This window comes from Schinkia azotoformans LMG 9581 (assembly GCF_000307855.1).
Taxonomy (GTDB): domain Bacteria; phylum Bacillota; class Bacilli; order Bacillales; family Bacillaceae_J; genus Schinkia; species Schinkia azotoformans.
The window spans coordinates 62,005-88,177 of the sequence record NZ_AJLR01000152.1 but is presented as its reverse complement, the minus strand read 5'-3'; the positions used below and the strand labels follow the sequence as shown (position 1 = coordinate 88,177).

The window sequence follows — 26,173 nt, the reverse complement described above, 5'->3', positions numbered from 1 at the left end:
AAAGAAAAGACTCGCCTGGGGCGAGTCTTTTCTTTTTGGTACATGCGCAAGTGTGGGTGGCTTTGGCCGTTGGGCCGCAGGGGTGGGTTCTCTGTCCCATTTTTGGGCCATGGGGTCGGGAACTCTGTCCCAGTACTAGCAAATTTGTTAAATATTTTTTTACTTTTCCTTTAAATACTGCATAATGGTTAATGAAAGGCCGGTTAAACGTATTGCTGTTTTGAATAAATTTGGTGATAATTCATACATAAAGTTAACTTTTGTCGTTATATGTATTTTCCAGGAAATATTGAAGGGAGGAGGGGAAATAATGTTTGAAAACTTTGGTCAGCAATCGGCTGTCAGCATTGTTGTACATTTGCTATTTTTCGCTATTACTTGGTGGACATTAATGGGGCTGAGAATGGACTTGTTAATCAAACCGGGGAAGATCGGTCATGCAAAAGTACTAATGATTTTATTAACAATCGCGATCGGTTCGGCAGTAAGCAATTTCTTTTTAAACTATCTTCTCTGGGCACAGCAGCTGCAATTTATGTTTTAAAAGGTTCCGGTTTAGTATTTCCGGGACTTTTTGCGTTTTGGGTGGGACACAGTTCCCGACCCCGCGGCTTAGCCCACGAACATCCGGGCCAGAGAACCCGACCCCACGGCTCGACCCTACGGCTCAAAACTGGGCAGAGAACCCGACCCTGCGTCCCACCAAGACCGAGCCTATGACCCACCTATTTTCCCCTTAAACCTAAAACTTATCCATGTCGATAACTGACGACTTCTTCCACGTATTCATCCTAAATTAACTGGCAAAAATGTAAATAAAGAATCTTGTAGGTGACTAAACCAAACTAAAAAAAGAGATAACAGAGGATGGCGAATCAAATACGGATCAAAATCTAATCAACACAGCCATCCAGTAGGGAGAAGAGGAGCTTTAAAATGAATAAACCAATTTTTGTTCTTTTAACTTTTATGTTTGTTATGTTTTTTCAATTTAATGGTCATGGGAATAGCCAAGTGATCGGTTTGACGGAAAATGCGACGGAGCAACTTCAAGATATTTTTGAAGTGATGAACAAGCACGAAATCAAAGTCGAGGGTTGGTCAATTTATGCACGCGAGGACCGCACTTCTTTTACAAACAAAGAAAAATACGATGCCAAGGTCGACCATCTAAAGAAACAAAACCCGAACTTCGAATGGGAGCAAATACAAGAAAATGGCATATACAAAACAGTGGGTACCGCAGAAACAAAAATCCAAAAAACTGAAACAACTAGCATTGAATCAGATGTAAAAGCAGATACTACTAATGTAGCTACAAGTTCGGCAAAAATCGACAACCAACAAAACGAAAGCCAATCCCAAAATAATAGCGAAATAGCCGTAACAAAAAACACAACTGCAGCACTAAAAGAACAAATAATTTATGTCGCCTACCCCCATAAAGATCAACTCAAAACGTATCTTATATATGTGATTGAAGGAGAAAATTGGGAACCGGAGCTTATGAATGATTTTGCACCATCGGTTCAAACAAAAATAGGTACAATGTTCGACAAAAGTCCGCAAATTTTCTCTTGTGCAAAGGGTCAAACTGGTGGTAAGATAGATGGTGTTTTGTATAATCAAGCCCTTAAAATACTAAAGGACTTTTCCGCAGATCCAATTGAATCTTTACAAGAAGAGGAATTTGTCACAGTATCAGCATATACTGAAAATTGGAAGAACAGCATCCCTGAGAAGAATAAGGAAATGAATATACAAATAGCGTTACGAAATCATGGATTGGGCGCCTCAACTACGGTCGTAATTGGCACACCAATCATCACATCTGAATATTAATATATAGATAATGGACGCGGAGGGGAATACCTTGGATAAAATCATCGTCCGTGGTGGTAGGCGGTTATCGGGTACCGTAAAAGTTGAAGGTGCTAAGAATGCTGTACTGCCTGTCATCGCAGCAAGTTTACTCGCTAGTGAAGGAAAAAGCTATATTTACGACGTCCCTTCTCTTGCAGATGTTTACACGATTAATGAAGTTTTACGTTTATTAAACACAGAGGTTATTTTTAATGATAATATGATTCAAGTTGATGCTTCTAAGCCATTACTTACAGAAGCCCCATTTGAGTACGTTCGAAAAATGCGTGCCTCTGTTCTTGTAATGGGACCATTATTGGCCCGCGTGGGTCACGCACGTGTGGCGTTGCCTGGCGGATGTGCGATCGGTTCCCGCCCAATTGATCAACATTTGAAAGGCTTCGAAGCTATGGGTGCCTCTGTTGTAGTAGGTAACGGCTTCCTTGAAGCAAAAGTGGAGGGTCGACTTCGTGGTGCGAAAATATATTTAGACTTCCCAAGCGTAGGGGCAACGGAAAATATTATGATGGCAGCTGTATTAGCCGAAGGCACAACGACAATCGAAAACGTTGCAAAAGAGCCTGAAATCGTTGATTTAGCGAATTACTTAAATGCAATGGGAGCAAAAGTTAGAGGTGCTGGCACGGGTACAATTCGTATTGACGGCGTTGAAAAACTAGTAGGTGCTCATCATACAATCATTCCTGACCGGATTGAAGCAGGAACATTTATGATAGCTGCAGCAATTACGCAAGGCGATGTTATTGTTAAGGGTGCTGTTCCTGAACATTTAACTGCTTTAATTGCAAAAATGGAAGAGATGGGCGTTCGTTTTGAGGAAGTTAAAGATGGAATCCGTGTAATCGGACCAGAACGTCTAAAAGCAATTGATTTAAAAACAATGCCGTATCCTGGCTTTCCAACAGATATGCAGTCACAAATGATGGCACTGCAATTAAGAGCAGAGGGCACGAGCATGATTACTGAAACGGTTTTTGAAAATCGTTATATGCATGTGGAAGAATTCCGCCGCATGAATAGCGATATCAAAATCGAAGGTCGTTCAGCAATCATTAACGGTCCAGCAAATCTTCAAGGAGCAGAAGTATCTGCAACAGATCTTCGCGCTGCCGCAGCGCTCATCCTTGCTGGTCTTGTAGCAGAAGGCTATACACGCGTAGTCGAACTTAAACATCTAGATCGCGGCTATTACAACTTTACCGAAAAACTTGCCGGCCTAGGTGCAGAAATCGAACGTATCAACGAAGATACAATTACAAAATCAAGCAATATCATCAATGTTAGGTCAAACCTAGCATAGCCATGGTGGGACACGGGGTCGGAAACTCCGGCCTAGTTCAAAGCAAAGGAGCCAAAAATCAATTGGTTCCTTTTTTTGTGAGGTTAGTTGCGTTTTTGTGCGCCGTAGGGTCGGGAACTCCGTCTCAGATTGCACATTTTTGTCCAGCTCCAGCGCCCAGCGACTCGTAAACTTCGCTAAACGGGCGATTGCGCTTTTCTAATTTTAGTTCTATTTGCTTGTCCATCCCCATATTTTAGATATATAGCAACAAATTTGAACCTTTATTCCTTGGAATAAAGATCAAGTCTCCGGCGGATGTCTCAGATTTTTATCGAGCAAGCTCGATAATATCCGCTGGGCGAAAATACGCCAAGGCGCATTTTATTATGGAGGATGAGACAATGTCACGAATCAAACCACTAGTTATTCTTGGATCCGCACTTTTTGCAGTAATCTTATTAATTCCAACCTTATTAGTAATACCCTTTACAAACGAAAAACATACGCTAAATCCACATGAAAATTCGGCAGTACCAGCTTCAGCAACCCAACAAAATCCAATGCTACAAGAACCAGCGATTGAAGTTGCTGTCTATAGAAGTAAAACAAAGAAAATCGACAATATCCCACTAGAAGAATATGTAAAGGGAGTCGTTGCATCAGAAATGCCGGCTGAGTTTGAATTAGAGGCTTTAAAAGCACAAGCTTTAACCGCCCGCACTTATATCGTAAAACAATTATTAGGAAATGAACCGATTAGCGCTCCGGAGGGGGCAGTAGTAACCGATACCGTCATGCATCAGGTATATAAGAGCCCAGAAGAGCTTCGCACCGCTTGGGGAGCAGCTAACTATGAATGGAAAATGGAACGCATTACAGAGGCAGTAGGGGCCACAAAAGGCCAAATCATAACGTATAACAACGAGCCAATCACAGCATCATTCTTTTCAACAAGCAATGGCTTCACAGAAAACTCTGAGGATTATTGGAAAAATTCATTCCCATATTTACGTAGCGTAGAAAGCCCTTGGGATAAAGCATCTCCAAAATTCAAGGACCAGGTTATCGTGTCCGTCGCTGACTTCGAAAAGAAGCTTAATGTAAAAATAAAATCAGACACAGTTGGTGAAATTATTTCTCGAACAAAAGGCAATCGTGTAGCCCAAGTCAAAATCAATGACAAAACGTTCGACGGCCGCGAAATCCGTGAAAAACTAGGTCTGCGTTCCAGTGACTTCACATGGAAAAAACAGGGAACTAACGTCATCATCATAACAAAAGGCTATGGTCACGGTGTTGGTATGAGCCAATACGGTGCAAACGGCATGGCTACCGAAGGCAAAACATTCAAAGACATCATCACCTACTACTACCAAGGCACAGCTATTTCAAGCATCGATTCCAACATAGCCGCAGCAGTAGTGGCGAAGAAATAAACAGGATATTTAGCGGGAGCTCCTGAAACTGGGGCTCTCTTTTCGGGGTGGTGCTCTTTTGCTCTTCAGGTTGTGGGTCACGGTTGGAAAGAGCCACAGGGTCGGGAACTCTGTCCCAAGCCCATCCTCCCACCACCAACATCTTAATTATTTTACCTCATCGGACTCCAATTCAACATTCAAATTGAATGGACTCTTCCCATTAGCCACTAAATCCAAATGCCACCACCACTCGCTTAGCGGGTGATCCGACACAGAAAAATCATAAGCCTTCTGTATATGCTCAGACATGATCTTTGCATTATCAATTAACTTCAAATCATATTCTGATAACTTCATCTTCTGGTCCTCGGTTAGTTCATGAACCACTCTTTCCAGATCGCTGCGTCTATGCAGCAAATCCACCGACTCAAAAGGACTAATCTCTAAATTACCAATGCATTTACCATACAACTCAATACTTTTACTATACTTGGAATTCACTCACACCATCCCCCGACTTCCATAAATACTTATCGTACTATAGAATAAATTTTCCCCTCAAAATAAATGATACACGAATATGAAAGCAATAGAATAAAAAATTGCTTGCCAATCAAAAGTCGGCAAGAAAACATAAATAAGAGATAAAAAACTTTTATAATCATGGAATGTTCCTAGTAAAATAATTCACGAACCGAGCCAGAGTTCCCGACCCCATGTCCCAAGCCCTCCATAAAAAAATTCCCCACCCCATGCATAATCCCGCCCCTTTTGTCGAAAAATAATCTAAAAAAACTTTTTCTCCAATGTATAGAAACTAGTAAATTTGATAAAACTGGTTGCTGAGGTGATGAAAATGAGAGAGGAAGAAAAAGTAACTTCTCTAGATTCAAAGTGGAAACGTATTATCAGAAAGAAATGGGTGCTTCCATCAGTTTACATTGCAAGTGCAGCATTAATTTTGACAGGAGTACTTTGGTTCCAAGCAGCTACAGGCAACCTGTTCGGTACAGATAAAGACGAGCAAGCACAAAATGTAGCCAACAATCAAACACCAAACTACACAAACCAAGAAGCCATTCCTGTTACTGCAACTGAAGAAAACTTCAAAATGCCTGTAATGGATGAAAAATCAGTCGTCATTAAGAAGGAATTCTATGATAATGATGCATCCAGTGAAGAACAAGAAGCCGCACTCGTTTTCTATAATAATACGTATTATCCTAGCACTGGCATCGATATCGCCCAAGAAAATGGCGAAGGCTTTGACGTAGTAGCTTCATTAAGTGGTACAGTCGTTAGAGCCGAAAACGATCCGATCCTAGGAAACGTAGTAGAAATTGAGCATGAAAATGGCGTAACCACATTCTATCAAAGCTTAGATGAAATGCATGTGGAAGCGGGGATTCAAGTAGATCAAGGTGATGTTATCGGTACAGCTGGAACAAGCGTTTATAACAAAGATGCTGGCATCCACGTACATTTTGAAATTCGTCAAAACAACGACCCTATAAATCCTAATGATTTATTCAACAAACCACTTTCAGAAGCTGAAAACGTGGCAACTAAAAATGCAGCAAAATCAAAAGAGTCTGCTGAACAAGTGAAAGAAGAAGGAAAAACGGATGCTGCTGATAAGGCAACTGAGGCTAAATCTGCTGATGAAAAACAACCGGAGCAAAGTGAAGTACCTGCTGATAAAGTGAAAGATCAGCCTTCTGATAAAAAAGAAGACAAATCTGGTACTGAAAAACCAGAAACTGACGCTTCTATTAGCATGAATAGAGGTTAATGACACAGCAAAATAATGAAAGGTCTTGAAAAATCCACACAACTTCAAGGCCTTCTTTTTTTGTAAAAAAACTTCTGAAAAATAGTAATTCTCAAATCTCCTAATTAGTACATTTGTACTATAGAAACCTTAATAATTCACTATGTATAATACTGATTACCTATAAAAGTAAAGAAAAAGTCAGCAAAGACAAAGACCTACCACCAACCATCCTTCATAAAATAAAACAAAAATTTGAACCAACCGATAAATCCCCCCATAAACTTCATCCACAATCCTGAAATAACATTATTTCAATATAAAAATTTAACGTCACAAAAGAGCCAAGGAATTGTCACATACAAGCTTACAAAAACGTGTCCAACCACAAATCGACAAAAAATTATAATAAATTTATAAAAAAAATCTTGACGGTAGCACCTATATTCTGGAATAATACAACTATGGAAATATTCAAAAAATTATTAAAAACGTTATAACTCTCTGCCTAAAATTATATTGAAAGAGTGGAGCCCAAACAATGCTCAACCCATACGCACAAAAGGCGGAATAAATTTTACTTTTCTATCATATGTTGAATACGCTTACATGTAAGATAGTTATAAAATCTTGTCTGGAGGAAAAAGTGATAGAGAAATTAGAAAAATAAAAATCTACTAAAATTCTCATAAACACAACAACTCACACATAGTTTACAATAAGCCCACCTTTTCGGGCTTACTGATAAAAAATAGGACGACCTCTAATGAATTTAAGGGGGTGATTCAAAACAAAGGGGTTAAGAGGGTAGTCCACAAAGTATTTATCTAAGGGAGAAGGATTAACTTTATTCTATTGAATAAAGTTAAAGCCTCCGGCGGATGCCTCAGATTTTCAGGGGTAGTTTTTCGAGCGAGCTCGAAAAAATCTGGGCACAAATACGCCAAGGCGCATTTGATCCATAGGGACATCACACAATAAAGGGGATGAAAAAATGAGTAGTACTGCTCGTAAGGAAACACGTTCAGGTAACGTAGATTATGAGAGATTAGTTGAAACACCTGAGTTTAAAGCGTTGGTTAAACGGAAAAATGCATTTATGACGCCATATGTAATCGTATTTCTGGCTGCCTATTTCATACTTCCGATTTTAACAGGGTATACAAGTATACTAGAAACGAAAGCCGTTGGCTGGATCACATGGACATGGATTTACTCATTCGCGATGTTTATCATGACTTGGACGTTTGCAACAATCTATTTGAAAAAGTCTTCAAGTTTCGATAGCGAAGCTGAAGAAATCATTGCAAAAAATATTCTCAAATAAAAGAGATCATATAAAGGGGGGCGTTCTAATTGGGTATTGTTTCTGTACTAATTTTCGTTGCTGTAATAGCAGCAACGCTAGTAGTAACTTATTGGGCAGCAAAGAGAACTTCAACGGCAAGTGAATTCTACACAGCTGGTGGATCTTTGTCTGGTTGGCAAAATGGCATGGCGATAGCGGGAGACTATTTATCAGCTGCTTCATTCTTAGGTATTGCGGGGGCAATTTCTTTAGTTGGTTATGATGGATTTTACTATAGTATTGGTTGGTTAGTAGCTTATCTAGTAGTATTATTCCTAGTAGCGGAACCAATGCGTAACCTTGGTAAATATACAATGGCAGATATGATTGCGTCACGTTTTTCAGCACCTAGAGTTCGTGGTGCAGCAGCATTCAATACAATCACGATCGTAATTTTCTATATGCTTGCTCAGTTAGTTGGAGCGGGAGCACTTATTAAACTTCTTCTTGGCATTGACTATCATATTGCAGTTATTATCGTTGGTATTATGATGACAATTTACGTTTTATTCGGTGGTATGACAGCGACAAGCTGGGTACAGATCATTAAAGCGGGTTTACTCATGGCAGGAACAATTATTATTTCCTTCCTAGTATTCTTAAAGTTTGACTTCAGTCTAGTTCAAATGTTTAACGAAATGGCAACAGCAACACCACATGGTGAAGCTTACTTACATTCAGGTGTTAAATATAAAAATCCATTGGATTTAATTTCAGTTCTAATTGCACTTATTCTAGGTACTGCTGGTTTACCACACATCCTAATGCGCTTCTTTACGGTTAAAGATGCGAAAACAGCTCGTTCTTCTGTAATTTATGCAACATGGATCATCGGTATTTTCTATGTATTAACAGTTTTCTTAGGCTTTGGTGCGGCGAAATTCGTAGGCTCAGATGCGATTATTGCCGAAAACGCAGCTGGTAACATGGCGGCGCCAATGCTTGCCGGCGTATTAGGTGGACCAGTTCTTGAATCATTCGTATCAGCGGTTGCATTCGCGACAATCTTAGCGGTTGTTGCCGGTCTAGTATTATCTGGAGCATCAGCGATCGCTCACGACCTTTATGGACAAATTTACAAAAAAGGTAAAGCAACTGAAAAAGAGCAAGTTAAGGCAGCTCGTGCAGCTTCATTAGGTATCGCTGTATTCTCAATCATCATTGCACTTGGTGCAGAAAAAATGAACGTTGCGTTCCTAGTGTCACTAGCATTCTGTATCGCTGCAGCAGCAAACCTACCAACAATTCTTTTTACAATCTATTGGAAAAAGTTCAATACAACGGGTGCAGTAACATCAATGGTAGTAGGTCTTCTTTCATCATTAATTCTTGTGGCAATCAGCCCAAGCGTAATGAGCCCAACAGAAGGCGCAACATTAATTACAGGAAATCCAATCTTCCCATTCACGAACCCTGCGATTATCTCTGTACCACTTGGTTTCTTAGCAGCCATTATCGGTACATTAGTTTCAGCTGAACGCGATGAGAAGAAATTCGCTGAGGTTGAATTCAAAGCACAAACTGGTTATAGAGAGATTGGTTAATTCATTAAATCTTAAATTGGTAGTCCTAACCCACAAATAAAATAAATAGACTGAGAACCCTCCTTCCTACTTTGTTAAGCCATGGATGGGGGTTTTCGTCTATTTTCAAAATAATAATGAGGTAGAAGCCATGAATGTACTGAACAAAGTAGAACTATATGAGCTGGTGCATAAACATCCACTATTTGCAGGCTCAACCGAGGAACAATTTTCAAAATTAATGGAAGACTGTGAGTTGAAAATTTATAAAAAAACGGAAAAAGTCCTGTATGCGAAATCCCATAGGGAAGGCCTGCTTCTCATTTTAACCGGGGTGGCAGAAGTCTACATTGGCGGGGAAAATGACAGAAGGGAAATTCTTGAAGTTCTCCAACAAAATGAAATTATTGGCTTTTCAAGTCTGGCTCAGTTTTTAGGTGAGCCGGATGATCATATCCGTTCCCTTACCGTTGAGGTAGAGGCGGTTGAGGATCTATATTGCCTGAAAATCCCTTATTCAGTTGTCGAAAAAAGATGGTCAGACGCAGAGGTCCGTGATTTTTTCCTAAGAAAAGTAGCAATCAGGCTACGAGATATCTATTCTTCATTGGCCGAACAGGTGAAATTGGCTGCGGATTGGGGCGAAAGTGAGCCGTTTGTCCGCCGTGTACAAGATCTAATGACGGAACCGGTTATTACGATTAGCGAGAATGAGACAGCTCAGGAAGCGGCACGGAAAATGGTAGAGCACGCTATCGGATCGGTCCTTGTAGTGGACGAAGCGGAGAGGCTCCTCGGGGTCATCACGGATAAAGACATCGTTCGTAGAGTCGCAACCCAATTAGAAAATCATTCACTTCAATTTCAAGCTAAAGACATCATGACTCCCAATCCACTTACAATTTCACGCAATGCTTATTACTATGAGGCTTTATCAGCCTTTTACACAAATGGTGTAAAGCATTTACCGGTTATTGAAGAAGAACGGGTTGTTGGAATTGTGACCCTATCTAGTTTGCTTACTAAGAAAAATAGAGGACAGATGAGTATTTTAAAACAAATTGAACAGTCCTCATATGACAATCTACCATCGGTTAAAAATGCCATTTATGATGTTTTAACGAGCTTAATCAATGATGAAATCTCAACGGTTCATATGCTCGAAATTATTACAAAGCTGTATGACCGCCTCACCCGACAATGTGTAGCCCTAGCCGTTGAATCATTAGAAAAGAAAGGAAAGGGTACACCACCGGTTCCATTTACATGGTATTTAATGGGGAGTGGTGCTAGGGGGGAGCAGTTTATGCTTACAGATCAGGACCATTTCCTCGTCTATGCCGATCCTGATGATTCGAAAAAGCAAGCAGTGGAAGATTATTTTTCACTGCTGGGTGAAGAAATCGTCGTGCACCTGGAAAAAGCGGGCTATTCACGTTGTATCGGCAAGATGATGTCCAATAACCCGGATTGGCGTGGATCTATTACGGACTGGAAGGCAAGGCTTCGCGAGTGGGCATTAAAAACAACGGACGAGCAAATTTTATTGGGACAAAACTTTTTATCGTTCCGATTTTTATATGGCGATAACAACTTGAACGAACAATTTGTCACGATGGTCCAAAACAAATTGGAAGTTTCCCAGACTTTCCTTTATTACATGGCCCAACAAGAACGAGAAAAATTAGTTCCACAAATTGACCAATCTTTTCTCGGGCTTTTCAAAGGAAAGAAGAACGTGATAGATGTAAAAAAACATGCCCTGTTCCCACTTCATCATTGCTTGCAGGTGCTGGGGGCAATAAATGGCATCATCGAAGGAACCTCCCTGCAGCTTCTGAACGAACTAGTTAGGAGAAAAGTCCTGTATGAGAGCCTTTCAGACGATTTGCGCCATGCCTACGAAGTAGCTTTGAAAACTCGGATTAAAATGTCTTGGGAAAAACATCTAAAAGGGGAACAGAGCACAACGGAGATAGACATCACTTCCCTTCATAGCTGGGAGAAGGACGAAATCATGAATATGTTAAAAGCCGTGCGTGCCCTGCAGTTCCATCTTTTGTCAAAACTATGAGTTTATAGAACTGAGTGCCGTGCAGTAAGGGGACAGGCACCACTGGTGGTACAACTGGCACACTAACTGGTGTACCAAGTCTGGCACTTTTTACAGGTTGGTCTTCAACAATAATCATGGGTAATTGAAAATAGGGGGATTCAAGCTTGTTCTGGTTAAAAAAATCGATGTCCTGTCCATTGGACGACAATCTACCATTATCAACACCAATCGAAGAACTATCATTCACAATCTTCGATACTGAAACGACTGGCTTTCAAGTAGCGACAACCGATCGCCTACTTGAAATCGGTGCTGTACAAATGAAAGGATTCGAAGTATTAGAACAAAACACATTCCAAACCTTCGTCAAACCAAATCGGGACATACCAAAAATTATCACCGAACTAACCGGCATAACAGAGGAAAAAGTCAAAGCGGCTCCAGAATCAATCGACGCCATCACCGCCTACTTTGACTTTATCGAACAAAACAAAAGTGCAGCACTAGTGGGTCACTACGTTGCCTTCGACGAAATGGTCCTACGGCACGAAATAAGACGAGCTAAGCAAGTCCTAAAAAAGCCAAAACTTATCGATACGCTTAACGTAATCGGGCTCCTCAGCCCGTCCTGGGATATGCGTGACCTAGAAAGATACGCCATGGCCTTCGGCACCCGCATCTACCCAAGACACTCAGCTCTAGGCGACGCCCTAACAACAGCGTACCTATTTAGCGAGCTCCTGCAGCAATTCGTCGACCGCGGCTACAAAACATGGGGAGATTTATTACTATATAGTGATGTGGAGTCGAGGAGTCATTCGTTTTGATGTGATTACTATCTCCCCTTTTAAATTGATATCCTAGAAATAGGATCAATGAAATTTATGGAACTCAATAATAATCATAAGCAAACTAAAGAGTTAATAACAATAATAAAGTCAGGTATCAATGGATACCTGACTTTTGATGATAACTCTGGCCCCAGAATGTAATTTGCTAAATAAAAACTTTTTGAAGTTCGATCTCCAGTCCCTCAACTACATTTACAGGTACAGCATCTTCTTTTGAGTAAACCCCAGACAATCGATAAAAGCCATCTTCCAATAAGAATACTTCTACAGTCTCATAGAAAGGGTCAACGATCCAATATTCACGCACTCCAGCCTTTTCATAGGTTTTATATTTTGTCCAGCGATCATAGTTAGTATTGGATGGCGATAATATTTCAAGAATAAAATCTGGACTTCCGTTACAGCCATGGTCGTCCAACTTAGACTTATCACATATAACTGTTAGATCTGGCTGCACTACATCTAAAATATCCTTATCATCCTTGTTTTCACTAAACAGGCGTACATCAAACGGAGCAAAATAAACCTCGCAACTTTTATTCCTTAAAAATTGACTAAATTCAGTCGAAAGTTCACGCAGTATTTTCTGATGTTTTCTGCTTGGTGCAGGCGTCATATCATAAACTAGGCCATTAATTAATTCCACCCGAACATTTTCATCCCATTTACGATAATCAGCATAACTGTATCGGACATTTTCTTTAGGCAATGCCATAAAATACCCTCCGTTCATACCTACCCATACTTTATATATAATTATAACACTTCTATACTAAATGATAAAATACTCCAGTAATTGCGGACCATAGTTCCCGCCCCCATGGCTCACCTATGGTCCTTCCTTCCTATAAAGGTCCTGTTATAATATGTAAAATAATAAAGAAATATGGAAGTTCATTAGTTTTTACGATAAAATAGACCTACTAGCAAACAAAATACTTGAATTATCTGAAAAATAAATAAAAGTTCTATTTTTAGTAATACTTTAAAGAAATTTAGGTGGAGGATATAATGCTCGATATTTTCTCGTTAATAAAGAACAAAACAGAAATCACAAGTTCGGATTATTCAATAGAAGATATTGATTTGTCTTCTGTACCTAATCACATTGCAATTATAATGGATGGAAATGGGCGCTGGGCTAAAAAAAGAGGTCTTCCTCGTATTGCCGGTCACTATGAGGGAATGAAGGTAGTCCGTAAAATTGTAAAATCAGCTAATGAAATTGGAGTTAAAGTGTTAACTCTTTATGCATTTTCAACTGAAAATTGGAAGAGGCCTAAAGAAGAGGTTGATTATTTAATGAGGCTCCCAGAGGAATTTTTAGGAACATTTTTGCCTGAATTAGTTACTGAAAATGTTCAAGTCAGGGTAATGGGGAACCAAGAGCAACTTCCATCACATACTTTAAAAGCATTAAATAAAGCGATTTATGACACTCAGTACAATGATGGTTTAATTCTAAACTTCGCATTAAATTATGGTAGTCGCTATGAAATGATTGAAGCGATAAAACAGATCGTGAAAGATTCAAAGAATGGTAATTTAGAAGTCGAAGATATTAATGAAGAATTGTTTTCTAGTTATTTAATGACTTCTGATATCGGAGAACCTGATTTGTTAATTCGCACCAGTGGGGAGATTCGGCTTAGCAACTTTATGTTGTGGCAACTAGCATATGCAGAGTTTTGGTTTACCGATGTGTATTGGCCGGATTTTAATAAAAACGAATTTCTTAAATCCATTGTTGAATACCAATGCCGAACTCGAAGGTTTGGTGGAGTATAACTAATTAAATCGAATACATATCAAAACAAAAGGCTGGGTATCGCCATGATACCCAGCCTTTTGTTTTGCACCCATAAATGGACCATAGTTCCCGCCCCCATGGCGGACTCCATGGCTCAAAAGCAAAAAAATTCTAACAATTCCCTTGTCCCTATTGACTTTTAAGCATAATACCACTTGTTCGCTAATAAATATATACAAACCATGTTTAGAGAGTGTTTGAGGTGAGCGTATAAAGTGAGTCTCATTTCGCACTTCTCACATCCAATTTAGGGAGGCGAGTGGTGTGCACGATTACATCAAAGAGCGTACTATCAAGATTGGCAAGTATATCGTGGAGACGAGGAAGACAGTTCGCGTCATTGCGAAGGAATTTGGCGTTTCCAAAAGTACTGTCCACAAAGATTTAACAGAACGACTTCCAGACATTAATCCCGAGCTAGCAAACGAAGTAAAAGAGATACTCGATTATCATAAATCAATTCGACACTTACGGGGTGGTGAAGCAACAAAATTGAAGTACAAATCGGATAAAACCGATGCTGAGACAGACAGCACCGAAGTACAGATCAGATAATCTAAAAAATCCAATAAATTCCCAATGAAATTTCCGATTAGAAAAACACGATATTTGCCCACAATGGTAAATGTTGATGTTTTTCTTATACTATAATCCATAAAAATTAGACTTTATAGTACAAAAAATGACAGACCCTATGCAAATATGATACAATATGATATTAGAGATAAAGTATCGGTTTCCATATAGATGGAATGATTTAAGGAGGATAATGATTAATGATTGCTAGGGATATCGGAATTGATTTGGGAACGGCTAATGTGCTGATCCATGTGAAAGGGAAGGGTATCGTTTTGAACGAACCATCTGTAGTTGCGATTGACCGCAACACTGGTCGTGCATTAGCTGTTGGTGAAGAGGCAAGACGTATGGTAGGTCGTACACCTGGAAATATTGTTGCAATTCGTCCATTAAAGGATGGGGTCATTGCCGATTTTGATGTAACGGAATCAATGTTGAAGTATTTTATTGAAAAAATCAATGTGAAAGGCTTTTTCTCAAAACCGCGGATGTTAATTTGCTGTCCAACTAATACAACGTCGGTGGAAAGAAAAGCAATCAAAGAAGCTGCTGAAAAAAGCGGCGGTAAAAAAGTATTTCTTGAAGAAGAGCCAAAGGTTGCTGCAATTGGTGCAGGGATGGATATCTTCCAGCCTAGTGGAAACATGGTTGTAGATATTGGCGGTGGAACAACAGATGTTGCCGTGCTTTCAATGGGCGATATTGTCACCGCCTCTTCTATTAAAATGGCTGGGGACAAGTTCGATACAGAAATACTGAATTATATCAAAAGAAAATATAAGCTGTTAATTGGTGAACGAACATCTGAAGATATCAAAGTCAATGTGGCAACTGTATTTCCAGGTGCACGTAATGAGGAAATTGATATTCGCGGTCGTGATATGGTCTCAGGCCTTCCACGTACAATTACTGTTTATTCACAAGAAATCGGGGAAGCACTACGTGAATCAGTGGCATTGATTGTACAAGCTTCAAAAAGCGTATTAGAACGTACGCCACCAGAGCTATCAGCAGACATTATTGACCGTGGTGTAATCCTAACAGGTGGCGGCGCCTTGCTTCACGGCATCGACCAGCTTTTAGCAGAAGAATTAAAAGTTCCTGTTCTAATTGCAGAAAATCCAATGGACTGCGTAGCAATCGGAACAGGCATCATGTTAGATAATATGGATAAACTTCCAAGTAAAAGATGGGGCTAAACCGGTCGATATAAAATGGGACAAGGGGTCGGGTTCTGTGGCTCGGTGGGTCCTGTGACCCAAATGGGACAGTGAACCTGACCCTCTGTCCCACTATAAAGGAAAAGTTCCGATCTCGAAGGGAGACAACAATATGCTCCGAGGTTTTTATACAGCGGCAGCGGGCATGCTTTCACAGCAACGCCGCCAAGAAATGCTGACAAATAACTTAGCTAACGCGAATACACCCGGATTTAAAGCAGATCAAGGATCGCTACGGGCATTTCCGGAAATGCTAATCACAAGTATGAATACACAAACATTACCTGTTAAAAAACAATACCAACTAAGAGGTATGAATACAGTTGGTCCAATCAATACAGGTGTCTATATGCAGGAAGCCCTGCCAAAATTCAAACAAGGCGATATCCAAGAAACAGGTAATCAAACAGACCTTGCTTTAATTAATGGTAACCTTCCAGTTAATCCTGATACAAATCGCCCGGGTGCCATATTCTTTCAAGTCTTAGATGCCAACGGTGAGACTCGTTATACACGAAATGGGAATTTCACAGTAGATGGTGAAGGATATCTAACGACAACGGATGGTTATTATGTAACGGATACATTTGGAGATCCTCTCATGATCTATGGTGCTGATTTTACCGTTACTGCGGATGGACGTTTTTTCGAAGATGGCGAGGACACGGGCCAACAGATTCAAATCGCCTATGCAGAAGATCCGGGGCAACTTGTAAAAGAAGGCAATGGTTTATTCCGCTTAGACGGGGCAAACCAAGAGCTGCCAAGTGCGCTTGATAACCCGGAAATAACCTATCAGGTAAAACAGAAATTTATTGAGCGTTCCAATGTTAATATAGAACAAACGATGTCAGAAATGATGATGGCTTATCGGACATTCGAAGCCAACCAAAAGGTAGTACAAGCCTACGATAAAAGTATGGAAAAAGCCGTAAATGAAATCGGTCGTATAAGCTAGGGGGGTATGATCAATGAATCGATCAATGCTAACAGCAAGTGTAACAATGGCACAACTTCAGAAAAAGATAGATACCATCGGTCATAACCTAGCCAATTCAAACACAAATGGCTATAAAAGTAGAGAAACAAACTTTAATGATCTTTTATTCCAGCAAATTAATAATCAACCAAATGCAAATGAAGAGATTGGTCGTCGTACGCCAAATGGCATTCGCCAAGGCTCGGGGGCTAAACTCTCTGAAACAAATCTACGGATGGAACAAGGCAGTATTAAATCAACAGATCGCTCGTTGGACCTGGCTTTAAAAAGGCCAAATGATTTCTTTGGATTGCTCGTTGAAGAAAATGGAGACTTCACTACACGTTACACTCGGGACGGTGCCTTTTACCTCTCACCTTACGATGAAGGTGAAATGGCACTAGTTACAGGTAATGGAGATTTTGTCCTTGGAACAAATGGTGAACCGATATTTGTTCCAGAGAATTTTAAGGATATAAAATTCTCTGAGTCTGGTGAAGTAATCGTAACAAACAATGATAATACCGAAGAATCATTGGGCCAACTTCAACTTGTTCAAGTACTTCGCCCGCAACTTTTACAGGCAATAGGTGAGAATCAATTTGCATTGCCGGACTTAGAACAACTAAACCTATTGGATGAGGAAGTTTATCAGGTTGTAGAAGGTGAAGAAGGTTTGATCCAGCAAAGGGCCTTAGAAATGTCAAACGTCGATACCGCAACGGAAATGACAGAGCTACTGACCGCCCAACGCTCATACCAATTCAATGCAAAATCCATCTCAATAGCAGACCAAATGGCTGGTCTGATATCTAATTTGAGGTAGTTTATTCCAACCCGAGTAAGTTTCTTCTATGTATATATAAGTAAAATTAAAGGGGTAACAACAATGGCAAGTGAATTTGAACAGTTAAGGCAAGCTGAACAGAAATCACGCATACAACGGAGACAAGCAAGAGTTGTTGCGCGAGCCGAACGTGTCCAAAAACAACAAAGTCGAGAGAAGGATACCGAACAAAAAAAGCCGACCAAAATCCGGCTTATTCCTATTTGGCTGCGCTTGCTCATTGTTGCGATCCTACTCGTTGTTAGCATGACAGCTGGGATTATGTTTGGCTACGGTGTCATCGGAAGTGGGAAAGCGATGGATGCTTTAAAATTCTCAACGTGGGAACATTTAGTGGATTTGGTTGTAAAGGGTACGGATGAAAATAAATAATGCTAGTAATTTAGAGGGCTGCGTGCTCTCTTTTTTTGTGGCTGGGCCCCGGTTCGTTCCTTTGGGCCATAGTTCCCGACCCCGCGTCCCGAAAAAACTGAGACACAGTTCCCGACCCTCTGGCACACCACCGGCCCCATGTCCTGAAATATGTGAAATTTTAAGTTGACGTATAATTATTTAGGGTATAATATACCCATATAGGTATTATGGTATATTTTTCTAGGGAGGGGACTTTAATGAAGGGTTGGATAAAAATTATTGTTTTTCTCATCATCCCTGTAACGGCATTTTTATTAATTTTATCTGGCATTTTTAATGAAAAAGTAGAGCCAGGGACAAAGCTGGTGGAAGCTGAGCAGGTGGATGGGATTGAAATCGGGAAAGTAAATAGTGAGACGTATAATACCGGCAATAAAGTATTTGGATCTATAGTCTCGGATGAGAATGCAAAGATTGCATCAGAAATTATGGCGAATGTTAGTAATGTTCTTGTGAAAAGTGGTGACTTTGTAAAACAAGGGCAGACATTGGTGTTGCTGGATAATGAAAAAGTGAACGCATCGTTAAATCAAGTTTCAGCCAATATAGATACTGTAAAAGCAAAGGTTAAAAGTATTGATGAAACAATTAAACAAGTCGAAGCGGCTGTGACAAAGGCACAGGCAGATTTAACTTTAAAAGAAAAAATGTATAGCCGTATGACAAGTTTGTATGAGGCAGGAGCTGTTAGTCTGCAAGAAAAAGACGAAGCTGAAACAGCGTATCTTGCAGCAAAAGCACAGTTGGCAGAAGCGGAAGCTAAGCTAGCAACAACAAAAGCCAATCGCACAGAAGTGTTGGCGAACTTAGGTGTTGCGGAAGCTGCCTACAATTCAGCCAGCATTAGTGTTCAAGATGCAACGATAACGGCACCATTTGACGGAGTCGTGGTTGAAACGGTTGTGGACACAGGTGACATGGTGAATCCAGGTATGCCATTACTCACAGTAGAAAAAGCACCTTATTACTTGGAAGTTTTCGTTGATGAGCGTAAGCAAAGCGAGATTAAGATTGGAGATCAAATTTCAGTGACAATTGACGCTTTGCAAAATACCGTACAGGGCAAGGTAACAGAAATCACCCCAAAGATCGATCCAGCAAGCCGCACCTTTAGGGTGAAAATTGAAGTTCTGCAAACAGCGGGTAAGTTAAAGAGCGGCATGTTTGGCTATGCTATTTTTCCTGAAGGGGATCAAAAAGGAATATTTATTCCTAAAACAGCTATCTATTATTGGTCGCAATTAACTGCCGTCTTTGTTGTCGACGATCAAGGCATTGCTCATCTTCATTATGTGCAGCTTGGTAAAGAACAGGATCAAACAGTTGAAGTACTAAGCGGATTAAATCCGGGCGAACGCATCGTTCTATCCAACATTGAAAAGGTCAAGGATGGCGTACGGGTGGTGGCTGCCGAATGAAAAACGACTACGAAAAAAGCGAAAAGATAGGATTATCCGGTAAAATTGCGAGAGCATTCATTGATTCAAAGCTGACGCCATTGCTTGTCATCGCTGTGCTCTTACTCGGGGTCTTCGCGGTGTTAAATACGCCGCGGGAAGAAGAACCGCAAATATCTGTACCGATGGTCGATATCTATATCGCCTATCCAGGACATACGGCCGAAGATATTGAAAATCGAATTACAAAAGTAATGGAAAAGAAGCTATGGGAAATTGATGGCATCGAATATATTTATTCTACATCAACACCGGGCATGGCCAACTTCATTACACGATTTGAAGTAGGCGCGGATTTAGATCAAAGCTTAGTCCGTCTCTATAATAAGCTCATGTCCAATATCGATGAGCTTCCTGAAGGCGCAATGGAGCCGCTTGTCAAGCCGATTACGATCGATGATGTTCCCATTGTATCTTACACACTGTGGAGTGATCAGCATACACATTATGATATAAAAAGAATCGCCGATGTCGTCGCAGATGAAATCAACAAAATCGAAAATGTCTCGAAAACGGAAGTCATTGGTGGGCTTAACCGAGAAATCCTCATTCGAATTGATCCAAATCGCTTGGCAAGCTACGGCATTTCCCCGATTGCCATTGAACAAACAGTAAGGCAGGCCAATATTTCATTGCCATCTGGAGAATTTGATCAAGGAAACAAAGAATATAAAGTAAAAACAGGTCAGTATATTCAAAATAAAACCGAAATTGAAAACTTAGTAATCGGCATTTATGAAAACCGCCCCGTGTATGTGAAGGATGTGGCAACTGTAAAAGATGGACCGGGAGAAGTTACGAATTATGTCCTTCTTGGTGCAGGTCCAATGGCAGAAGAAAAGCATATTGAGAAAGAGCAAGGTGAAATTTATCCTGCTGTTACGATATCTGTTTCGAAAAAACCAAACACAAATGCAGTTTGGATTGCTGATAATGTAGAGAAGAAAATTGAAGACCTGAAAGGAAAAGTGATCCCACAAGAGATTCAAGTGACACCAACACGGAATTATGGTGAAACAGCGGAAGAAAAGGCAAACGAATTAATCAAGCACCTCCTCATTGCGACACTGTCTGTTACGCTTTTAATTGGTGTAGTTCTAGGGGTGCGTGAAGCCATTGTTGTTGGAATTGCCGTGCCGGTTACATTGGCACTAGCTTTATTCCTCAGTAAAATGTATGGCTACACCTTAAACCGCGTAACTTTATTTGCACTGATTTTTGCGATCGGGATTCTCGTCGATGATGCGATCGTTGTTGTTGAAAACATCCATCGCTGGTTCCAAAAAGGAACGCATAAGCCATTGAAGGCAGCCATACTAGCCGTCGATGAAGTAGGAAACCCAACAATCTTGGCCACTTTCACTGTTATCGCAACACTAATGCCGATGGCTTTCGTTGGTGGATTAATGGGACCATACATGGCACCGATTCCGATTAATGCATCAGTGGCGATGTTCTTCTCATTGCTTGTTGCCTTTATTGTCACACCGTGGTTTGCTTATCGTTTCTTAAAAAAGACACCAGGTCAAAGAGAGCAGGCATTTGAACGTCATAACTTAAAAGGATATTCCAAATGGTATGCGAATACAATTCAGCAAATGCTTCTAAATAAAGGTAAAAGATTCGTATTTTTACTTGGTGTTATTGGGTTACTGTTAGGCTCATTTACGTTTTTCTATACAAAGGCAGTACCTATGAAGATGATGCCGTTTGATAACAAAAGTGAAATTCAAGTTGTCATTGATATGCCGGAAGGTTCGACATTGGAAGGGACAGCAGCAGCAACAAAAGCAATTGGCCAATATATATCTACTATAAATGAAGTAACAGATTATGAAATGTATATTGGTGCAGCATCACCGTTCAATTTTAATGGGCTTGTTCGTCACTATTATTTACGTTCAGACAAACACGAGGCTGATATCCAAATCAATCTTGTAGAAAAAACAAACCGGAAAGATCAAAGTCATGATATTGCCAAACGAATCCGTCCTGATATTCAAAAGATTGCAGGTGAGTATGGCGCTAATGCCAAAGTTGTAGAAGTACCACCAGGACCACCGGTATTATCAACACTTGTGTTAGAGATTTATGGCAATGACCGGGAAGAGCAATTTGAAGTAGCTCGCAAGGCTGAGAAAATTTTTAAAGAAACAGCAGGCGTTGTCGACGTCGATACGTACATGGAAGATATTCAAACGCAATATAGTTTCTCGATTAAAGAAAAAGCAAGGCTTAATGGTATTTCAGACGAGCAAATCGTCAAAACGATTCAAATGATGGTGGATGGAGCATCTGTTGGATTAATTCACCCTGAACATGAATTAAATCCAGTCCAGATTAAAATTCAGCCAGAAAAAGGTGACCGAGCCAATCTGGAGGATATAAAGAGCATTCAAATTCCAACAGCAGAAGGTAAACTGATTCCATTGGCAGAGCTTGTTGACATTCAAGAAGGACAGGTTGAACAACCTCTTTACCGGAAAAACCTACAAAGTGTCACCTATGTTGTCGGTGATGTTGCCGGTTATGAGGAAAGCCCAGCCTATTCGATGGCAAAAATGTGGGATAAAATCGGAGCGATTGAAACAGCTTCCGGTACAAAAATTGAACAATATCTAACTCATCAGCCATGGTTAGAAGATGATAGTAAGATGAAGTGGGATGGCGAATGGCAAATCACGTACGAAGTATTCCGCGATTTAGGGCTTGCCTTTGCTGTAGCGTTGATTGTCATGTACCTGCTTGTAACGGGTTGGTTCCAGTCCTTTATTACGCCGCTTATTATCATGTCACCAATTCCGTTGACATTGATTGGCGTCATCCCAGGTCACTGGTTGTTTGGCGCCTTCTTCACGGCGACGTCCATGATTGGGGTAATCGCCTTAGCAGGGATTATCGTTAGAAACTCGATTCTATTAGTAGAGTTTACAATCATGCGCCGTAAGGAAGGGGCAACATTATCGGATGCAGTAATTGAAGCGGGAATCGTCCGAGCTAAGCCGATAATTTTAACAGCGGCAGCAGTAGTAATCGGAGCCATTGTTATTTTGTTCGATCCGATCTTCTCTGGACTTGCCATTTCGTTAATGTTCGGAACCATTGCCTCAACAGTTTTAACGCTATTTGTAATCCCGGTATTATATTGTATGGTAGAAACAAAACGTGCACAAATTAAACATCGAAAAGATAAAGACTGCACAATAGAGTGTGCAGATGATGTTAGAGGGATGTAGGTGGGCAAAAAAATGTTGTTCATGGAGAGCCTGCGCTCTCCATGTCAATAGCTTTTGATACTAAATCTAGTATGCTATAATTGGTCAAAAGTACATTGGAAAAGGAGACCACTACATATGTTAGATATTAATGAAATAAAAAAAATCATCCCACACCGTTATCCCTTCCTATTAGTAGACCGTATACTTGAAGTCGAAGACGGCAAGCGCGCGGTTGGCTACAAAAATATCACAGCTAACGAAGAATTCTTCAACGGACATTTCCCTGATTACCCAGTCATGCCTGGTGTACTCATTGTAGAGGCGTTAGCCCAAGTTGGTGCGGTTGCCATGCTCAAGCTTCCTGATAATCAAGGACGCCTTGCCTTCTTTGCAGGAATCGATAACTGTCGTTTCAAAAGACAAGTAGTGCCAGGGGATCAACTTCGCTTAGAAGTAGAAATGACAAGGGTAAAAGGAAAGATTGGAAAAGGAAAAGGAATTGCAACGGTAGATGGTGAATTAGTTTGTGAGACGGAAATTATGTTTGCGTTAGGGGATAAACAGTAATTAATAAGTTTGAGGTGGAAGTCAGATCGATAAATGTATCTGACTTTTTGCCGTTGTAACACTTCTGTAACGAAAGTAAGCAAACCTTAACTGTACCTTTGGCATATTTTCACATATAATCAAGTATAGATAGATATTGTGAGAGGAAACACAAAGTAAATGCTTTTACAATGATCTATAGATCAATAGCTTTGAACTAAGCCAAAGCGAATTGTGTATGGATGATTTCAATCTAACAGAATAACAAGTTGTCAATGAAATTCTATTAATATTACATTTGTGTAACATGGTAGAAAATTGTTGCATCTTGTAGCTAAAACATCCTATAATAGGAATGTGCTAACATTAAAGGGTAAATTCCTTAAAGAGGCACAGTGGTTAAAATGAAGTTGACAAATTGTCTAACTTATTTCTTGTAATATTTTTGTATTAGTAGAAAAGGTTGACAATTGTGAATTTCAGTACTATACTACACAATGGAACTTTATTTCTAGGTATTTACTAACCCAAGGGAACAATTCTATTAATCTTGTTACATAAGAAGTTATGAAGCTGTTCTTTTGGTTTAGTGAAAATATAAAATTTCAACCAATCATAGGGAGGATAAGAAATTATGAATAAAACTTTAAAAGTTATGACTTCTGCAGCTTTATTAGCTGGCGTTGTAGCTCCTGTAGCTGTAACAACTGTTGATGCTGCAAATACTAAGAATATTGTTGATAAGGTATTATATGTTGCTGATGATTACGATGCTACAGACCTAAATAATCCAAACAACTTAATCATTAGAGCAGATGATATGGATATCGCGACTACTGGTGATACGTTTAGATTATCATTGCCAAGTGGCGTGAATTGGTCAGATGGTTATTTTACAGAAGATAAACTTATCGATAACGATCAATTAACAGTTGTTTCAAGAACTGACCGTGATTTAGAACTTAGAATAGAGAAAAAAATTGCAAAAGGCGCTGGCGAATATAAAATCCCATTATATTTTGAAGTTGATGGAGCAGAAGGTGATGTTAAAGTAACTGTTGATCCAAGAGATTCAGTTCTTTCAGGTGGTCAATATACGATCGCTGTTATTGGTGGAGGTAAAACAACAGCATCAATTGCTTCTGTAAAAACAATTAAAGACGGCGGACAAATTGATGATATGCGCATAGATGAAACATCTCTTGGCGCACTTTACAATGGTGGCTCAAAGCAAAAAATCACATTAACTTTACCATCTAATTTTAAATGGGATAAAAATATCAGCAGCTCTAATATTAGCCTTGGTGGTGGATTTACTGAAGCTGGCGTAATTGATGTTAAAAATGATTTAACTGTAACTCCGAAGGATAATAAATTAACGATTGAATTCAAATTCAGTAAACAAGCATCAAAAATTGGTACATTCTATATTAAAGGTTTGAAAATCGACGCTGACAAACGCGCTGAATTTGGCGATATCGAAGTTGATCTTGATGGTGATAAAGTATCAAGTGCTACTATTGTCGTTGCAAAATATGGCGATTTCGGTACAGATGCATCTTTAAAAGGTGATGTGCCAACACTATTAGCTGGTCGCTTAACAGATGACAAGAAAGATGTAGAAACTGTAGAAGTTCTTGTTAAAGAAACGGTTGCAGGCTCTTGGTTACCAGGTAGAAGCGTAGACGTAGAATTCCCAACTTGGGTAAAAGTTCTAGGTGTAGATGTTTCAGATGCTAAAAACATTAAAGATAAAAATGGAAATAACGCTAAGGTAGAAGACCTATTTAACAGTGATATCGAAGGAAAAAGCAATGAAATCAGCTTTGATTTACCATCTGATCTAAAAGATACTGATTCAAAAAGAGAATTTAAAGTTAAATTCTATGTATCTACAAAAGCTGATGTTGAAGGCGATGTAACAGTTAAAATCAGTGGTCGTGCAGGTATTGAAGTTCCTGAAACAGTAATTGCTAAAGTTGTTGCTCCAGTTAAAGTTGAAACAGAAAAAGTAGATGTAAGAACAGGTATTAAAGAGCAACCTCTTAAGGATATCGTAATTACTGAAGCTGTTAAAGGTGCTTTACTTGATGATAAAACAGTACAACTTAAACTTTCTAACGGTGAATTTACAGATAAAAAACCAAAAATCACTGTAAGTGAAGGAAACGTTAAGATCAAAGAGGATTCTATTAATGTTGATGGTGGAGTATTAACATTTGACATTGATGGTGAAAGCACAAGAGCTAGTAAAATTGTAGTTTCAGGACTAGCACTTGACCTTAACCGTTCAGTTCCTGAAGGTGAAGTAACAGTTGAAGTAGGTGGAGATGCTATCGTTCAAAACTCTACTTTCGGTGATGATTGGGCACTTTATAAAGCATTTGGTAAGAATGATGCTAAATTCGGTGATACAACATTCAAATATGATGCTAAAGACCCAGAATATGATCTTTCTGGTAAAGTAGACGCTGGTGAATTCGATCGTGACTACGTTGTGAAGAAAGCTGTTGCAACAGTTGTAACTCCAGCTGATGGTAATGCAACAGTTGTACCTGCAACATTCACAATTGGATCTACTACTTATAAAGTAGGCGAAGTTGAAAAAACAATGGACGTTGCTCCATTCGTAGAAGCTGGTCGTACATTTATGCCAGTTCGATATGTAGCTGAAGCTATCGGTATCAGCCAAGATAACATTCTTTGGGATCAAGCAACTCAAACAGCTACATTTATTAAAGCAGGAAATGTTGCACAATTAAAAGTTGGTTCTAAGACATTAACAGTTAACGGTGCAAACATCGCAATGGATTCTGCTGCAAAAGTTAAAGATGGACGTACAGTAATTCCTGTTCGTTTCGTAGCACAAGCTTTAGGTGCATCTGTTAACTATGACGAAACAAATCAAACAGTTACAGTTAAGTAATTAACCCTAAATAAGAGGGCCTCCATTAGGGGGTCCTTTTTTAC

The 26,173-nt window shown here is 39.8% G+C and carries 21 protein-coding genes; 19 read left to right on the top strand and 2 right to left on the bottom strand.

Features of this window, described 5'->3' with window-relative positions; genetic code table 11:
- The first annotated feature begins 310 nt into the window (after nt 1-310).
- The 4 genes from BAZO_RS20155 (at nt 311) to spoIID (ending at nt 4,602) form a co-directional block, all read left to right on the top strand.
- A complete protein-coding gene (locus tag BAZO_RS20155) occupies nt 311-544 on the top strand; it encodes a DUF1146 family protein (protein WP_003333347.1) in 234 nt (77 codons plus the stop codon).
- 392 nt (nt 545-936) lie between these two features.
- Nucleotides 937-1,842, top strand: coding sequence for a YwmB family TATA-box binding protein (locus BAZO_RS21365; RefSeq protein WP_003333344.1), 906 nt, complete (start codon nt 937-939; stop codon nt 1,840-1,842).
- Between the two features lie 31 nt (nt 1,843-1,873).
- Nucleotides 1,874-3,184, top strand: a complete 1,311-nt coding sequence (murA, locus tag BAZO_RS20140) for a UDP-N-acetylglucosamine 1-carboxyvinyltransferase (protein WP_003333343.1) — start codon at nt 1,874-1,876, stop codon at nt 3,182-3,184.
- 383 nt (nt 3,185-3,567) lie between these two features.
- Nucleotides 3,568-4,602 (top strand): stage II sporulation protein D, encoded by a 1,035-nt coding sequence (gene spoIID / locus BAZO_RS20135; RefSeq protein ID WP_003333342.1) that lies wholly within the window; start codon nt 3,568-3,570, stop codon nt 4,600-4,602.
- Between the two features lie 147 nt (nt 4,603-4,749).
- On the opposite strand, the gene BAZO_RS20130 is transcribed toward spoIID, so the two are convergent.
- Nucleotides 4,750-5,085 (bottom strand): hypothetical protein, encoded by a 336-nt coding sequence (locus BAZO_RS20130; protein WP_003333341.1) that lies wholly within the window; start codon nt 5,083-5,085, stop codon nt 4,750-4,752.
- 355 nt (nt 5,086-5,440) lie between these two features.
- Here BAZO_RS20130 and BAZO_RS20125 point away from each other — a divergent pair, with 355 nt between their 5' ends.
- From BAZO_RS20125 to BAZO_RS20105, 5 genes are all read left to right on the top strand, one after another.
- Nucleotides 5,441-6,376: a stage II sporulation protein SpoIIQ gene (locus BAZO_RS20125; RefSeq protein WP_003333340.1), complete on the top strand. Its 936-nt coding sequence runs from the start codon at nt 5,441-5,443 to the stop codon at nt 6,374-6,376.
- A 973-nt stretch (nt 6,377-7,349) separates the two neighbouring features.
- Nucleotides 7,350-7,682, top strand: a complete 333-nt coding sequence (locus BAZO_RS20120; RefSeq protein ID WP_003333339.1) for a DUF485 domain-containing protein — start codon at nt 7,350-7,352, stop codon at nt 7,680-7,682.
- Nucleotides 7,683-7,711: 29 nt separating this feature from the next.
- Complete coding sequence (locus tag BAZO_RS20115) at nt 7,712-9,247, top strand: solute symporter family protein (protein WP_003333338.1); 1,536 nt, start codon at nt 7,712-7,714, stop codon at nt 9,245-9,247.
- A 130-nt stretch (nt 9,248-9,377) separates the two neighbouring features.
- Nucleotides 9,378-11,300 (top strand): DUF294 nucleotidyltransferase-like domain-containing protein, encoded by a 1,923-nt coding sequence (locus tag BAZO_RS20110; protein WP_003333337.1) that lies wholly within the window; start codon nt 9,378-9,380, stop codon nt 11,298-11,300.
- A gap of 146 nt (nt 11,301-11,446) precedes the next feature.
- Nucleotides 11,447-12,109, top strand: coding sequence for a 3'-5' exonuclease (locus BAZO_RS20105; protein WP_003333336.1), 663 nt, complete (start codon nt 11,447-11,449; stop codon nt 12,107-12,109).
- Between the two features lie 169 nt (nt 12,110-12,278).
- Here BAZO_RS20105 and BAZO_RS20100 read toward each other — a convergent pair whose 3' ends face one another.
- Nucleotides 12,279-12,848 (bottom strand): Uma2 family endonuclease, encoded by a 570-nt coding sequence (locus BAZO_RS20100; protein ID WP_003333335.1) that lies wholly within the window; start codon nt 12,846-12,848, stop codon nt 12,279-12,281.
- 296 nt (nt 12,849-13,144) lie between these two features.
- On the opposite strand from BAZO_RS20100, the gene BAZO_RS20095 reads away from it, so the two are divergent.
- The 10 genes from BAZO_RS20095 (at nt 13,145) to BAZO_RS20045 (ending at nt 26,129) form a co-directional block, all read left to right on the top strand.
- Nucleotides 13,145-13,921 carry an isoprenyl transferase gene (locus BAZO_RS20095; RefSeq protein WP_003333333.1) on the top strand — a complete coding sequence of 259 codons (777 nt, stop codon included), beginning with the start codon at nt 13,145-13,147 and terminating at the stop codon, nt 13,919-13,921.
- Between the two features lie 286 nt (nt 13,922-14,207).
- Nucleotides 14,208-14,498, top strand: a complete 291-nt coding sequence (spoIIID, locus tag BAZO_RS20085) for a sporulation transcriptional regulator SpoIIID (RefSeq protein WP_003333330.1) — start codon at nt 14,208-14,210, stop codon at nt 14,496-14,498.
- 221 nt (nt 14,499-14,719) lie between these two features.
- Nucleotides 14,720-15,721, top strand: a complete 1,002-nt coding sequence (mreB, locus tag BAZO_RS20080) for a rod shape-determining protein (RefSeq protein WP_003333329.1) — start codon at nt 14,720-14,722, stop codon at nt 15,719-15,721.
- 133 nt (nt 15,722-15,854) lie between these two features.
- The gene (locus tag BAZO_RS20075) at nt 15,855-16,700 is read left to right on the top strand and encodes a flagellar hook-basal body protein (protein ID WP_003333328.1); all 846 of its coding nucleotides are present in this window, start codon (nt 15,855-15,857) and stop codon (nt 16,698-16,700) included.
- 13 nt (nt 16,701-16,713) lie between these two features.
- Nucleotides 16,714-17,547, top strand: a complete 834-nt coding sequence (locus BAZO_RS20070; protein ID WP_003333327.1) for a flagellar hook-basal body protein — start codon at nt 16,714-16,716, stop codon at nt 17,545-17,547.
- Nucleotides 17,548-17,610: 63 nt separating this feature from the next.
- Complete coding sequence (locus BAZO_RS20065) at nt 17,611-17,940, top strand: DNA-directed RNA polymerase subunit beta (RefSeq protein WP_003333326.1); 330 nt, start codon at nt 17,611-17,613, stop codon at nt 17,938-17,940.
- 239 nt (nt 17,941-18,179) lie between these two features.
- Nucleotides 18,180-19,400: an efflux RND transporter periplasmic adaptor subunit gene (locus BAZO_RS20060; RefSeq protein ID WP_003333325.1), complete on the top strand. Its 1,221-nt coding sequence runs from the start codon at nt 18,180-18,182 to the stop codon at nt 19,398-19,400.
- Nucleotides 19,397-22,675 carry an efflux RND transporter permease subunit gene (locus BAZO_RS20055; RefSeq protein ID WP_003333324.1) on the top strand — a complete coding sequence of 1,093 codons (3,279 nt, stop codon included), beginning with the start codon at nt 19,397-19,399 and terminating at the stop codon, nt 22,673-22,675. The genes BAZO_RS20060 and BAZO_RS20055 overlap by 4 nt, the downstream gene beginning before the upstream one ends.
- Before the next feature lie 117 nt (nt 22,676-22,792).
- Nucleotides 22,793-23,224: a 3-hydroxyacyl-ACP dehydratase FabZ gene (fabZ, locus tag BAZO_RS20050; protein WP_003333323.1), complete on the top strand. Its 432-nt coding sequence runs from the start codon at nt 22,793-22,795 to the stop codon at nt 23,222-23,224.
- A gap of 613 nt (nt 23,225-23,837) precedes the next feature.
- Nucleotides 23,838-26,129 (top strand): copper amine oxidase N-terminal domain-containing protein, encoded by a 2,292-nt coding sequence (locus BAZO_RS20045; RefSeq protein WP_003333322.1) that lies wholly within the window; start codon nt 23,838-23,840, stop codon nt 26,127-26,129.
- Nucleotides 26,130-26,173 lie beyond the last annotated feature (44 nt).